This is a genomic window from Herbaspirillum rubrisubalbicans (assembly GCF_003719195.1).
Lineage (GTDB): Bacteria > Pseudomonadota > Gammaproteobacteria > Burkholderiales > Burkholderiaceae_D > Herbaspirillum > Herbaspirillum rubrisubalbicans.
Genome location: NZ_CP024996.1, coordinates 4,964,880 through 4,978,193 on the forward strand (window position 1 = coordinate 4,964,880; position 13,314 = coordinate 4,978,193).

At 60.2% G+C, this 13,314-nt stretch carries 11 protein-coding genes; 5 read left to right on the top strand and 6 right to left on the bottom strand.

From position 1 onward, the window contains the following. Positions 1–102: 102 nt before the first annotated feature. The 4 genes from RC54_RS22140 to RC54_RS22155 form a co-directional block, all read right to left on the bottom strand. Positions 103–1,233 carry an alpha/beta hydrolase gene (locus tag RC54_RS22140; RefSeq protein WP_061790360.1) on the bottom strand — a complete coding sequence of 377 codons (1,131 nt, stop codon included), beginning with the start codon at positions 1,231–1,233 and terminating at the stop codon, positions 103–105. A 48-nt stretch (positions 1,234–1,281) separates the two neighbouring features. Continuing rightward, positions 1,282–1,974: a LysE family translocator gene (locus RC54_RS22145; protein WP_231738809.1), complete on the bottom strand. Its 693-nt coding sequence runs from the start codon at positions 1,972–1,974 to the stop codon at positions 1,282–1,284. Next, complete coding sequence (locus RC54_RS22150; RefSeq protein WP_373281458.1) at positions 1,959–2,774, bottom strand: AraC family transcriptional regulator; 816 nt, start codon at positions 2,772–2,774, stop codon at positions 1,959–1,961. Before RC54_RS22150 ends, RC54_RS22145 begins: the two co-directional genes overlap by 16 nt. A 242-nt stretch (positions 2,775–3,016) precedes the next feature. Beyond that, positions 3,017–3,562, bottom strand: coding sequence for a hypothetical protein (locus RC54_RS22155; protein ID WP_058896957.1), 546 nt, complete (start codon positions 3,560–3,562; stop codon positions 3,017–3,019). 300 nt (positions 3,563–3,862) lie between these two features. Between RC54_RS22155 and RC54_RS22160 the strand changes: the two genes are divergently transcribed. The 5 genes from RC54_RS22160 (at position 3,863) to puuE (ending at position 9,544) form a co-directional block, all read left to right on the top strand. Beyond that, positions 3,863–4,921 (top strand): adenosine deaminase, encoded by a 1,059-nt coding sequence (locus RC54_RS22160; protein WP_061790359.1) that lies wholly within the window; start codon positions 3,863–3,865, stop codon positions 4,919–4,921. A gap of 443 nt (positions 4,922–5,364) precedes the next feature. After that, positions 5,365–6,105 (top strand): GntR family transcriptional regulator, encoded by a 741-nt coding sequence (locus RC54_RS22165; RefSeq protein WP_058896959.1) that lies wholly within the window; start codon positions 5,365–5,367, stop codon positions 6,103–6,105. A gap of 217 nt (positions 6,106–6,322) precedes the next feature. After that, the gene (locus RC54_RS22170; protein WP_061790358.1) at positions 6,323–7,768 is read left to right on the top strand and encodes an NCS1 family nucleobase:cation symporter-1; all 1,446 of its coding nucleotides are present in this window, start codon (positions 6,323–6,325) and stop codon (positions 7,766–7,768) included. Positions 7,769–7,806: 38 nt separating this feature from the next. Beyond that, the gene (locus RC54_RS22175; protein ID WP_044529911.1) at positions 7,807–8,541 is read left to right on the top strand and encodes an aspartate/glutamate racemase family protein; all 735 of its coding nucleotides are present in this window, start codon (positions 7,807–7,809) and stop codon (positions 8,539–8,541) included. 70 nt (positions 8,542–8,611) lie between these two features. Then, positions 8,612–9,544, top strand: a complete 933-nt coding sequence (gene puuE / locus RC54_RS22180; RefSeq protein WP_017449689.1) for an allantoinase PuuE — start codon at positions 8,612–8,614, stop codon at positions 9,542–9,544. Between the two features lie 911 nt (positions 9,545–10,455). Here the strand turns inward: puuE and RC54_RS22185 are convergent. Beyond that, a complete protein-coding gene (locus RC54_RS22185) occupies positions 10,456–11,682 on the bottom strand; it encodes a urate hydroxylase PuuD (protein WP_061790668.1) in 1,227 nt (408 codons plus the stop codon). Positions 11,683–11,841: 159 nt separating this feature from the next. Next, entirely contained in the window at positions 11,842–12,666 is an 825-nt protein-coding gene (locus tag RC54_RS22190; protein ID WP_058896962.1) for a hypothetical protein, read from the bottom strand. Positions 12,667–13,314: the final 648 nt, after the last annotated feature.

Below are 13,314 nucleotides of genomic sequence, written 5' to 3' on the forward strand. Positions count from 1 at the left end.
CTGGCTGCGGCGCTGTGGCTGGATGACACCCCAGGTCCGGAAGCTTTTCCGGGCCTGGTTTTTTTATTTGTACGATGGATGTGCTTCCGGCAGTATCGGCTGTCATCGCCGAAGCGCGTCCGGCGCTATGCGGGGCGGCAATACCAGCTCGGCGAGAGACATGAGGGCGCGCGTGGTGCGGGTACTGCCGTATAGCTGCAGCCTGAGCCAGGCCACCATGGCCGGCAGGATGCGGGGCAAGCCTTCGGCAGCGCAGTGGCTCATGCCGCGCATGAGCCAGACCTGGTGACCGGGGCGATGTGCCAGCACGGTGCTGTCTTCCTGAGGAATATATTGGTCGCGCTCCCCGTTGATCACCAGGGTCGGAATGCTTCCCGAGCGCTCCAGCAAGCCCTGGCGGCGCAGCGAGAACGGCCGCATCAGCGCGGCCAGGCTCTGTTCGTCGGGCATCCGGGTGAACCCGAGCGCGCTGGCGATGATGCCCGGCATGCCATTGGGCAGCGTGTGGACGAATGCACTGCCCGAGTCGAAGACCACGGTAGGGCCGCCGAGATCGACGGCGGCGTCCATGGCCTCCAGCAGCGCCAGTTTGGCCGCCCAGTGTCCGCCGAAGCTGACGCCCAGCACGGCTTTGCGTCCTGATGGGGCGAGTGCGTCGAGCCAGTGTTGGTACAGCTGATGGGAGTCGGCAGTGAGGGCGACGCCGCTCTCTGCGGTGCCAGGCATGTCCATGGCGGCGACACGGAAGCGGCCTGCCCGGCACAGCAGGCAGGCGAGGCGGTGCAATTCCATCTTGCCGGTATCGACACCTCCCGAGAGCAGCACCAGTGGCAGCTCTTCTGCGCGCCGTGGCGTGTAGAGATGGACCGGCGCGGTCAATGCGTTGCTGTCGCTGCACGTCAGGTATCGGCGCTCGAAGTGCACTGGAAATCCCGGTGCCGCGCGCTCGAAACACGCCACCTGCCGCTGGAGGGCATACGCCCGCAACGGTGTGGCCACGCAGGGAAAACGGGCTGCGCCATACAGCATCGATGCCAGCAGAAAACGTCCTTTGCGCTCCGCCGCCTCGGCCTCCTGAATCCATTCACGGCACCATCCGCCAGGTCCTTCATGCCAGCAATCGGTGATGCGCGACCGTACACGCCGGATCACCGGCCATGGGATGCCCCAACCGGCAAATTGCCGGCTGCGTTCGGCGAACAGCAGATGGGGATCAAGTTCGAAAGTCAGCATACGTGGCTAAAACCTGTTCACATTCAATCGGGGCGCTGAGCTGAGCCTTCATCGCTGCGCCAGCGCCAGCCTCACGCCCAGGACGACAAAGGCGGCGGCGAAAGTGCGGCGCAACCAAAGCATTGCTCTGTGACTGCGCAGAACGCGGTCGCGCACGGCGGCAGCGAACCATCCGTAGAGGGCGAAGATCGCCAGGGTCATGGCCATGAACACCAGCGACATGGACAGCATGGACCACATGGGAGAGATATCGTCGCTACGGATGAACTGCGGCAGAAAAGCGAGGAAAAAGATCGAGAGCTTTGGGTTGAGAAAGTTGACCAGCACCGCATTCTGGATGATCTCGTAATAGGTCTGCGGCCGCTGCACGCGCTCGACGCTCAGCAGATTCTTTTCCTTCATGACCAACCAGGCCATGCGAAGCAAATACAGTACGCCCGCATACTGGATCAACTCGAAACAGAAGGGGCTACTGTGCAAGACCGTGGCCAGCCCGGTGATGGCCAGCAACATGTGGGGAATGATACCCAGGGTGCAGCCCGTTGCCGCCACCATGGCCGCCCGCGTGCCATGGGAAAGCCCGGCGTTCAAGGTCACCAGCGCCCCGGTTCCGGGAGAAGCCACGACGATGAGCGATGTGATCAGGAATTCCGTGTGCATGCCAGCGCCTCCCAAGGTAGATGAAGGCTGCTGCGGGCGATGGCCGGCAGCAGCCCGTGGAAGGATCATGATGACCTGCACGCACGGCCAAGTCTTGAAGGAAATTGCAGGCTTTGCCGAGCGCCTGATACCGCCCTTGCATAGGCCCCTGGCGACAGCCCGAAGCTGCGGACGAATTGACGTGTCATGTGACTTTGATCGGCAAAGCCGCAGGAGGCCGCAACGTCCCGCAAGCTGCAACCCTGCCGGATCATCTGCCGCGCTAGATGGATGCGTCTTTGCACGATGTAGGCATGAGGGGTCAGACCGGTGGCGCGGTCGAAATGCCTGATGAATTGAAACCGGCTGAGATCTGCCTCGCGGGCCAGTTCGGCCAGCGTCCAGGCATGGGCAGGCTGTTCATTGATCCAGGATTTGGCCCGCGTGATGGCCCTCAAGTCTGCGTAACCTGGCTTGGGACAAGCCGGCCGTAAGAGGGCCTGGAGCAGCAACAGCAGGCTTTCATCGCCTGGCAAAGTCCAATCTGAGGACGATCGGGTGACGGCCTGGACATGGTGCCGAAAAATCCTGGTCAGCGCGGGATCGCGTCTGCGTGGTTGCGGGAACTCCATGCACGTACGAGGGCCGGTTTCGTTCAGATCGGCGACAGTCGCTTGCACCACTGCCACGTCAAGATAGAGCATCTGCCATGCGCGGCCCCCCTCTCCCAGAGGGGTACCGTCATGCACTTCTTCCGGGTTGACTGTGATGATATCGCCCGCGGTAGCTTCCACCACGCCACATTGACTCGCCGATTTCTGAGCACCCCGCAAGATGAGTCCCACACCGAACTGCTCATGGGTGTGCTTGCCAAAATGGTGGTCGGTGTCCGCAAACACCATCTGCATGTCCTGTCTGGCGCACGTCAGAATTCTGAATGGAGCTTCCTGCAAGAAGGCCTCTCATGCACAGAGAAGAAAATGGGAAGAGAATTATTTTAGTTTTCCGCCGAAAACCTTAGCAAACATTCTCTTCAAGCAACGAATCGAGAGCTCTTGGCGAACGCCCTGCCGCAAGCGCCCTTGCCAATGCAAAGCCGCGATTGAAACCGGGGCCTTGCATGACGCGAGGCAGCATGGGAGCGTCAGCGCTCCACTTCACATACTTTCCGGTCATTCTCATAAAACACCACCGGCCCCGTGGTGAACCGTTCCTTGGGAATAGACACCATCAAGTAATCCTTGATGCGATAGGATGCGCCCGAAGCCGGAGTGCGATAGAGGTAGTTCAGGCGCAAAGTCCCATCGCGCAGGCGCACCGACAGGGGCGTGAAGACATGCGGACGTTCGGCCGCATCGGGGGCGCTCATGGTGCGGGCCACCACCAGGTATTGCTTGCGTTCGAAATGATCGGGCGAGGGGCCGAAGGGGCGCTTGTCGTTCATGACCGGAGCCGGCAGCATCCAGTGGTCCCATTCGGCACGACTGCGGATCAGGGCGCAGAAGACCGGCTGGCGCTGCTCATCCCAGTTCCTAAGGAAGCCCTGATAAGAGCCGCTCAGGATGGTCTTGTACGGCACCACCGTCGGGTCTTCCGCTTCGGTCCATGGCATCATCGAACAGCCGGCCGTGGTCGCCAGCATCGTGCCACCCAACACCCACTGCATGGTACCCCTGATCATCTTGCGCATTCGTTTTCCCCAAGAAGCTTAGCATTTAATCATGTCTTGCCCATTGCTGGCGAGATTTCCTTGTATCTCTGCCCAAGTCCCGCCCCGCAGGACCCATGTGCGCTGCTGCTCAGAGCCTGCCGCACAGCATTGGTTCAGCCGGCTACTCGTCTTTACCTTTGTAGAGGCAGGTACAGATTTGCGTGATAATGCGGAGTCTGGAAGGCGGCCACATCGGCGCCATGACGTGTCGCACCACCTGCCGGGGATAGCCTCGGACCCCGCCTTCCCTGTTTCCGCCATTTTTGAAGGATCGTTTCCATGAGCTCAGCAGTCATTTCTCCCTCCGCCAGCGGCATCGCCCTGGACGGCTTCATCGCCGCCATGCCGAAAACCGAACTGCACCTGCACATCGAAGGCACGCTGGAACCCGAGCTGATGTTCGCCCTGGCCCAGCGCAACGGTGTCGCGCTGCCCTACGCCTCGGTGGAAGAGCTGCGCGCAGCCTACAACTTCAGCGATCTGCAATCCTTCCTCGACCTGTATTACGCCGGTGCCAACGTGCTGCGCACCGAGCAGGACTTCTACGACATGACGGCCGCCTACATTGCCCGTGCCCAAGCCGATAATGTGCGTCATGCCGAAATCTTCTTCGACCCGCAGACCCACACCGAACGCGGCATTGCGATGGCCACCGTGTTCGCCGGCATCGCTCGCGCCTTGCGCGATGCGCGCCGCCGCGACGGCTTTGGCAGCGTCATGATCATGTCCTTCCTGCGCCACCTTTCCGAAGAAGACGCCTTTGCCACACTGGAAGCCGCACTGCCGCTGCGCGAGCAATATGCCGACCTGTGGCTGGGCATCGGCCTGGACTCTTCCGAGCGCGGCAACCCGCCGGAGAAATTCGAACGCGTCTATGCCCGTTGCCGCGAACTGGGCTTGCGCCTGGTGGCCCATGCCGGTGAAGAAGGTCCGGCCGCCTACGTCATCGGTGCGCTGGACGTACTGCATGTGGAACGCATCGACCATGGCGTGCGCAGCGAGGAAGACCCGGCCCTGATGCAACGCCTGGCGCAACAGCGCACGCCGCTGACGGTGTGCCCGCTGTCGAACCTGAAGCTGTGCGTGGTCAAGGACATGGCCGAGCACAACCTGGCGCGCCTGCTGCAAGCCGGCCTGGCGGTGACCGTCAATTCCGACGATCCGGCCTACTTCGGTGGCTATATGAATGCCAACTACCAGGCCGTAGCCCGTTCGCTGAACCTCTCGCGCGAGCAGGTGCTGCAACTGGCGCGCAATGGCATCGATGCCTGCTTCCTCAGCGATGAAGACAAAGCCACGCTGCATCAGGAACTGGAACAGTACGCCGCTGCGCACTGATTGCGCCCGTCCTGCATCACACCGTCCGCCCGGCCTCGCGCCGGGCGTTTTTGTCTGTACACCGGTCAAGCACGCTTCTTGCATAGGTGTCCAGCGGGATTGGCGACGCTGTTGTACGCAAATTGTCGTATCCGGTCGGTGCCCATCTCCTTCGTTTTTTCCGCAATCCCGGCACAAATTGACAACAATTTTTGGAGCGGAGATTATGCCATGCAGCATCGGTTCCACCATTGGCCCGTGGGGCAGGAAAGCGGAACAGCACTGCGTCGCAGCATCGAAATCCGGATCATTGCTGACCCAAAGAAGGACACATGCTTTTCTTTTTGGTGCAGAATGAGCCCCATTTTGTTGCAAATCACCACCCATATTGTTGACGATCAATGCGCCTCGTTGTTGACCGGCAAACCCCTCCAGAGATCAACCCCAGCCAGAGCACGAGCATCATGAACAAAGCCAACAAGACTGCCCGCTCCCCCGCCGCCCCGGCGCGCGCCAGTACGCGCGAGCGTGAAAGCACGGGAGCGGTCGAGGAAAGGATGTACCAGGATATCTACGACGCGATCATGGAACATCGCCTGCCGCCGCGTACCAAGCTGACCGAGCAGACCCTGTGCCAGATCTACGACACGGCCCGCCACACGGTGCGCAAGGTGCTTTCGCGCCTGGCCTCGGAGGGCATGGTGGACCTGGAAGCCAATCGCGGCGCCTTCATCGCCAGCCCCTCGCACGCCGAGGTGCGCGACATGTTCGAGCTGCGCAACATCCTCGAACACGCGGTGCTGGAAAAGGTCGGGCGCCAGGCCGGCACGCGCCAGATCGCCGGTCTGCGGCGCATGGTGGAAGAAGAAAGGGATTGCTACCTCAACGGCGACCGGCCGCGCTGGATCAGGCTTTCCGCCCAATTCCACCTGGCGCTGGCGGAACTGACCGGCAATGCCCTGCTGGTAGAAACCCTGCGCAAGCTGGTCTCGCGCACCACGCTGATGATTGCCAAAACGGAGGCGCCGGGCCACAACGCCTGCTCCTTCGACGAACACGAGACCGTGCTGGAAGCCCTGGAAAAAGGCGACATCGAAGCCGCCCAAGAGCATATGGCACACCATTTGCATTTGTGCGAGGACCGGGTACGGCCGGATGCGGATGATCAATTCGATCTGCGCGCCGTACTGGGCAAGGGACTGTAACCCACAGGCCGGCGCGCAAAACTAACTTTTGACATGACGAAAAGTTAGGGAATTGGAAGAAAGAACTTAGAAAAGGGCCCCGTCGCGCGGCTCATGGCAGTAATGACCGTGTGACCACCACTATGCCGACAAGAGCATACAGGAAGTCCATCGAACTGCCCGGCCATCGCCGGGCGTGATTCGTTCCCTCAAAGCTTTCTCTCTGATGGAGATCCGCATGACGACCGACTCTTCCCCCGCAGCCAGCAGCTACCACAGCGGCGCCGACGATGCGCGCCTGACCAATGAAGACCTGGCCCCGCTGAAGAAGCAAACCTGGGGCTCCTACAACATCTTTGCCTTCTGGATGTCCGACGTCCACAGCGTGGGCGGCTACGTGTTCGCCGGCAGCCTGTTCGCGCTGGGCCTGACCAGTTGGCAGGTGCTCATCTCGCTGCTGATCGGCATCAGCATCGTCTATCTGCTGTGCAACCTGGTGGCGCGTCCCAGCCAGGCGCATGGCGTGCCCTATCCGGTGATGAGCCGGCTGTCCTTCGGCGTCTTGGGCGCCAACGTGCCGGCCATGATCCGTGGCTTGATCGCCGTGGCCTGGTACGGCATCCAGACCTACCTGGCCTCGGCCGCCTTCGTGGTGGTGGTGCTGAAGTTCTTCCCCGAACTCAAACCCTATGCCGACGTCCACGTCCATTCCTTCGCCGGCCTCTCGACGCTGGGCTGGGGCGGCTTCCTGCTGCTGTGGGTGATGCAGGCGCTGGTGTTCTGGAACGGCATGGAAACCATCAAGAAGTTCATCGACTTCGCCGGCCCCGCCGTCTATGTGGTGATGTTCATCCTGGCCGGCTGGATGATCTACAAGGCTGGCTGGCAGAACGTCGGCCTGAACCTGGGCGAGATCAAGTACAGCGGCTGGGCGGCGGTGTCGGTGATGATCACGGCCATCTCGCTGGTGGTCTCCTACTTCTCCGGGCCGATGCTCAACTTCGGCGACTTCTCCCGCTACTGCCATACCTTCGCCGATGTGAAGCGCGGTAACTTCTGGGGCCTTCCCGTCAACTTCCTGGCGTTCTCGATTGTCACCGTAGTGACGACTTCTGCCACCATCGCCGTCTTCGGCGAACTCATCACCGACCCGGTGGAAACCGTCTCCCGCATCGACAGCACCACCGCGGCCGTGATCGGCGCGCTGACCTTCCTGGTGGCCACCATCGGCATCAACATCGTCGCCAATTTCGTCTCGGCCGCGTTCGACTTCTCCAACCTCTCGCCCAGCCGCATCAGCTGGCGCGCCGGCGGCATGATCGCTGCCACGGCCTCGATCTTCATCACGCCCTGGAACCTGTTCGGCAATCCCGAAGTGATCCACTACACGCTGGACGTGCTGGGCGGCTTTATCGGCCCGCTGTACGGCATCCTGCTGGCCGACTACTACCTGGTCAAGCAACGCCAGGTCAAGGTCGAGGATCTCTACACCCTGCGTCCTGAAGGCCGCTACTGGTACACCAATGGCGTCAACCGCAACGCGGTCAAGGCCCTGATCCTGGCCGCCGCCGTCTGCGTAGCCTGCGTGATGCTGCCGCAACTGCGCAAGGCGGCCGACTTCTCGTGGTTCATTGGCGCTGGTCTGGGCGCGGTGTTCTACCTGATGTTCGTGCGCAAGCGTTAAGCATTCATGCAAAGAAACAGCGTCACCAAGGAAATCCCATGCGCATCAAGCTGATCAATCCCAACACCACCATGAGCATGACGGCGGCCATGACCGCCTGCGCCCGTACGGTGGCCGCACCCGGCACCGAGATCACGGGCGTCAGCCCGCAGATGGGCCCGGCCTCCATCGAAAGCCATTACGACGAAGCGCTGGCCGTCCCCGGCCTGCTACAGGAAATCGACCAGGGCGAGCGTGACGGGTACGACGCCTACGTCATCGCCTGCTTCGGTGACCCGGGCTTGGCAGCGGCACGCGAACTGGCCCGTGGCCCGGTGATCGGGATTGCCGAAGCTGCCATGCACATGGCCAGCCTGATCGCTCCCGCCTTCTCGGTCGTCACCACCCTGGGCCGCACCAGCGGCATGGCCTGGCATCTGGCCGAACGTTACGGAATGCAGCGTTTCTGCCGCAACGTGCGCGCCTGCGAGATTGCCGTGCTGGAACTGGAAAACCCTGCCTCCGACGCCCGCGCGCGCATCACCGAAGAATGCCGTCGCGCGCTGGCCGAGGATGATGCCCAAGCCATCGTCCTGGGGTGTGCCGGCATGGCTGAGCTGTGCGCGGCCATCGGGCGCGACATCGGCGCGCCGGTCATCGACGGCGTCACTGCCGCCGTGAAGCTGGCAGAATCGCTGGTGGCGCTGGGCCTGGGCACGGCCAAGCGTGGCGAGTGGGCGCAGCCCTTGCCCAAGGCTTATCATGGCTTGTTGAGCGGCTTTGCGCGCTCCTGATACCGGATTTCCAAGGCAGCGCTGCTGGTGGCGCTGCGATTCTCTTTCTTGACAGCTCATCGAATATCTTATGTCACAGCAATCCACCTATCCCCGCGACCTGGCCGGCTACGGCCGCAACCCGCCGCACGCGCGCTGGCCTGGCCAGGCGCGCGTGGCGCTGCAATTCGTGCTGAACTATGAAGAAGGCGGCGAGAATTGCGTGCTGCACGGCGATGCGGCCTCCGAACAATTCCTCTCCGAGATCGTCGGTGCGGCGGCTTATCCGGCGCGGCACATGTCGATGGAGTCGATCTATGAATATGGCTCGCGGGTAGGCGTGTGGCGCATTTTGCGCGAGTTCGAGAAGCGCGGTCTGCCGATGACGGTGTTTGGCATTGCCATGGCCTTGCAGCGTTCACCGGATGTGACGCAGGCTTTCCTGGATCTGGGGCATGAGATTGCGTGCCATGGTTTGCGCTGGATCCACTACCAGAACATCGATATCGAGACCGAGCGGGCGCATATGCGTGAGGCGGTGCAGATTTTCCGGGAGCTGACGGGGAGCGCGCCGTTGGGCTGGTATACGGGTCGGGATTCGCCCAATACGCGGCAGCTGGTGGTGGAGCATGGAGGCTTTGCCTATGACTCGGACTATTACGGGGATGACCTGCCGTTCTGGACGGAGGTCGAGACCGGTGATGGGGTGAAGGCGCCGCATCTGGTGGTGCCTTATACGTTGGATTCGAACGATATGCGGTTTGCGACGCCACAGGGGTTCAATACCAGTGAGCATTTCTATCAGTATCTGAAGGATAGCTTCGATGTGCTCTATGAGGAGGGCGAGGAGGCGCCGAAGATGCTTTCCATCGGGATGCATTGCCGCTTGCTGGGACGGCCGGGGCGGTTCCGGGCCTTGCAGCGATTCCTTGACTATGTGCAGTCGCATGACAAGGTCTGGATTTGCCGGCGCATTGATATTGCCGAGCATTGGAAGAAGACGCACCCTTTTGCGGAGCGCTGAACACTAAGGGTTTTGGTTGTTGATACTTAGTTTTCTGTTTTTTTTAAATAAATAATACCGCCTTGGTTTTTTGGGGCGGTATTTTGGGTTTTGGGTTTTGGGTTTTGGGTTTTGGGTAGTCTGCACGGAAAACTTATGTGCGCTCTAGCTTAATTGTGTTCTTTCTCCGGTCAGAGCGGAGCGCCGGGGGGCAGAAGCACTGCTTCTGCCGGCAGCCGCTCACTTTTCTTGTCTCGCCAAGAAAAGTAAGCAAAAGAAGGCGACCGCTACTACCCCGCCCTCCTTCGGAGGGTCCCCGCGTCAGCGCGCATCAAAACGGGAAAAATAGAGTCGCTTCGCTCCGACTATTTTTCTGATCCGTTTTGATGCGCGCTGACGCGGCGGGGCAGAAGCGGACGACCTAAACGGCTCGCCTTCGGCCTCGCCCAGTCTCCGACTCGCCTGCGGCTTCGGGTTGGGGTTCTTCAACTTCGATACGTCGGTGCGCGACCACAGTCCGAACGGTAAATTATTTATACAAAAACAGAACATTGCCCGAAGAAAAATTCGATGCCGCAGGCGAGCCGGTTATGCTTTCCCCCTTGGGGGCCAGCCGCCGCAGCGAAGTGAAAAGTGGATCAGAAAAATAGTGGGAGCGCAGCGACTCTATTTTTCCCACTTTTCGCTTCGCTGCGGCGGGAACCCTCCGAAGGAGGGCTGGCTCTTAGGGGGCCGCTTTCTTTGCTTACTTTCTTTGGCGGGCCAAAGAAAGTGAGCGGCTGCCGGCAGAAGCAGTGCTTCTGCCCCCCGGCGCTCCGCTCCGACCGGAGAAAGATAAGAATTAAGCTAGAGCGCAGGACAGCAATCCGTGCAGACTACGCCAGACATAAAAACCAGAAAAGCCACACGCCAAGACAACCCCCATCAAAACCTCATTTGACAGGAGCCCCACTCTCAAACCATTTCCCGATAACAGCCCGCTCATCATCAGTAATATGGGTCAAATTCCCAAGCGGCATAGACTTCTGCACCACGGCCTGTTGATAAATCTGCTGCGCATGTTGGGAAATATGTTCAGGCGAGTCGAGCAGAACGCCCTTGCCAGGCACCGGCATAAGGGTAGGTTGAGACGAATGACACTGAATGCACCGCGCCTGAATCACCTGCTGCACCTGAGCAAACGCCCCACCGGCCTCAGCAACAGGAGCAGACGAAGCAGCAGAAGCAACAACCGGCTTAGCCTGCATAGCAGGACTCATCCAGACAATCACCGCCAGCAACAAGCCCACAGCAATCCCCGGATACCACCAGTTATAAACCCCCTTGTGCCGCAACACGAAGAACTGCCGAATCAACGCCCCCGCCGCCATGATGCACAACAACACCAGCCAGTTATGCGGCGCCGAATAAGTCATGCTGTAGTGATTGGACAGCATCGCAAACAACACCGGCAAGGTAAAGTAAGTGTTATGCACACTGCGCTGCTTACCCCGCTTGCCATGAATCGGATCAGGCACCTGCCCGGCCCGCATCGAAGCCACCATCTTGCGCTGCCCCGGAATGATCCACACCAGCACATTGGCACTCATGATAGTCGCCAACGACGCCCCGCTGATCAAGAACGCCGCCCGCCCCGAAAACAGATGGCACGCCGCCCACACCGACACCACCACCTGCAGCCCCACCAATAGATTGACCAAGCGATCCGCCCCCGGCCGATCCCCGATGGTGCTGCAGATGGCGTCATAGATCAGCCAGTTGAACACCAGGAAGGCAATCGCCGTACCCCCCGCCATCGAAGCCGACATCTCGAACACATTGGGGTCCACCAGAAACACGCTGGCATTGAACAGATACAACAGCGAGAACAAGGCAAAGCCCGACAGCCAGGTGCTGTACGACTCCCAATAGAACCAGTGCAGATGCTCCGGCAACACCTTCGGCGCCAGCAGGTACTTCTGCGGATTGTAGAAACCGCCACCATGCACGGCCCACAACTCGCCACCCACCCCCTTCTCCTTCAGCTCAGCATCAGCAGGCGCCACCAGACTGTTGTCCAGCCAGACGAAATAGAACGACGAACCGATCCAGGCAATGGCCGTGATCACGTGCAGCCAGCGCAGCAGCAGGTTCAGCCAATCGAGTAGGTATGCTTCCATGATGCTCCGCTCTCAAATCTTCAATCTTAAATCTCAACAAATTCAGTTCCAGCCACAGTGTAGCCAATTGCGCTCCAGCCCGAAGCACCCAACAAAAATGCCGGATCCAGGGATCCGGCATCGCCTTGGTGCTGCAAGCAGTCGGATCGACCGGACGGCTTAGAAGTGATACTCGGCGCGCACCATCGGGGTCTTGGCCAGCGAACCCGGAACGGTGTTGGGGTTGCCGAACTTGTTGCGCCAGTATTGGTATTCCAGACCCACGCGCAGCTTGTTCTTGGTCATCCCCATCGTGGTACCCAGGTCATACATGAGCTCACCGTCGAAGTTAACTTCAGGACTGGTAGGGCCACCGAACTCGTTCTTGCCCTTGGAGGCGATGTAGTTCATGTAGCCTTCGAAGGCCCAACCGGAACCGCCCAGCGGAATACCCCAGGACAGGTTCAGCATCGGGTGGGTGTCATAGGTATAACGGCCGGTCACGCCAATGGGCTTGTTGCTTTCGAACAGGGCCAGCACGCTCACGTTCAGGAAACCTGGGACGTCCATCATCAGGGTCGGGCCGACCACCCACATGCGCTTCTTGGAAGCGTAGCTGTTGTCGTTCTTGGTGTTCCAGTCAAAGCCCAGGGTCAGGCCCACGCCGCGCGCCGGACCGAAGGACAGGTCCTTGCCACTGATCTTGCCGATATCCAGGGTATTGCGATAGACGACGTAGAATTCGCGGGCATTGTCATCCTTGTGGTCCGACAGCAGCATGTCGATGTTGAGGAAGTTGGTGCCGTACTGGTAGCCGCTGGCGTGCTGGAAGTTGATGATGTTCTTGCTGATGTCCTGCGAGTTGAAGGGCTCGGCGAAACGGGTACCGTAACGGTAGCCGATCGAGTTGTCCGCCCAGTCCAAGGCATGAGCCGACATGCTGCTTGCCGCCGAGGCGACAACGGCTGCCATCATCCAGTACTTCCCCTTGATACCCTTCTTCATAAGTTTCTCCCTGTGTTGCTTGTCTAAAAAATTGCTGTTGAAGCGGATCCCCGCCTGCCTCCCGTCGGCGCCTTGCACTCTCCCCGCCGTCGGGTACAACCGAAGATCTGCGTGGATTTACTCCGTCATATACGGCCTGGCACATGGCTGACAGTACTGCCGACGCCCAAACCGACCGGACCGTTTACGCAAAGCCCGTGCCAGCCTTCCCGGCTAGCCCATCTTGCGTACCATTGCTGGCCAGCGCAGGCTTTAACGCGAGCCTTTAACGCGAGCTCTACACCTCGAAAAAGGCAACACGCCGCCCACGCAGGGGCGCAATCCTAGCCGAGTCAAGGCGTAATCCCAAGGGCTTGTGCGCAGTTCGACACGATGTAGGAAATCATTGTCGACAATTCAAAACACCAGTCGCATCACGACAAAAAACGCCTGAAGCCGCTCTACATCTGCCTTACAGCGCTGCAAGGTAAATTTTTTTAGTGCATTTTTTTCTACGAAGGTGCAGCGAAGCACCAAATTGTCGCAAATGAATTTTTTTATTGTCGACAAAAAATACTGGCGCTGTTGATCATCCCGGGCCGTGCTTGCCGACTACCCGCCCCCGAGGTGAGCCGGCAGAGCCCGTCCAGCGCCGTGCGAGCCGCCTGC

Coding starts and splice junctions, on each gene's coding strand:
- RC54_RS22160 (WP_061790359.1), top strand. CDS start 3,863: ATGAGCTCAGCAGTCATTTCTCCCTCCGCCAGCGGCATCGCCCTGGAC.
- RC54_RS22165 (WP_058896959.1), top strand. CDS start 5,365: ATGAACAAAGCCAACAAGACTGCCCGCTCCCCCGCCGCCCCGGCGCGC.
- RC54_RS22140 (WP_061790360.1), bottom strand. CDS start 1,233: ATGCTGACTTTCGAACTTGATCCCCATCTGCTGTTCGCCGAACGCAGC.
- RC54_RS22190 (WP_058896962.1), bottom strand. CDS start 12,666: ATGAAGAAGGGTATCAAGGGGAAGTACTGGATGATGGCAGCCGTTGTC.
- RC54_RS22150 (WP_373281458.1), bottom strand. CDS start 2,774: ATGGTGTTTGCGGACACCGACCACCATTTTGGCAAGCACACCCATGAG.
- RC54_RS22175 (WP_044529911.1), top strand. CDS start 7,807: ATGCGCATCAAGCTGATCAATCCCAACACCACCATGAGCATGACGGCG.
- puuE (WP_017449689.1), top strand. CDS start 8,612: ATGTCACAGCAATCCACCTATCCCCGCGACCTGGCCGGCTACGGCCGC.
- RC54_RS22155 (WP_058896957.1), bottom strand. CDS start 3,562: ATGCGCAAGATGATCAGGGGTACCATGCAGTGGGTGTTGGGTGGCACG.
- RC54_RS22185 (WP_061790668.1), bottom strand. CDS start 11,682: ATGGAAGCATACCTACTCGATTGGCTGAACCTGCTGCTGCGCTGGCTG.
- RC54_RS22170 (WP_061790358.1), top strand. CDS start 6,323: ATGACGACCGACTCTTCCCCCGCAGCCAGCAGCTACCACAGCGGCGCC.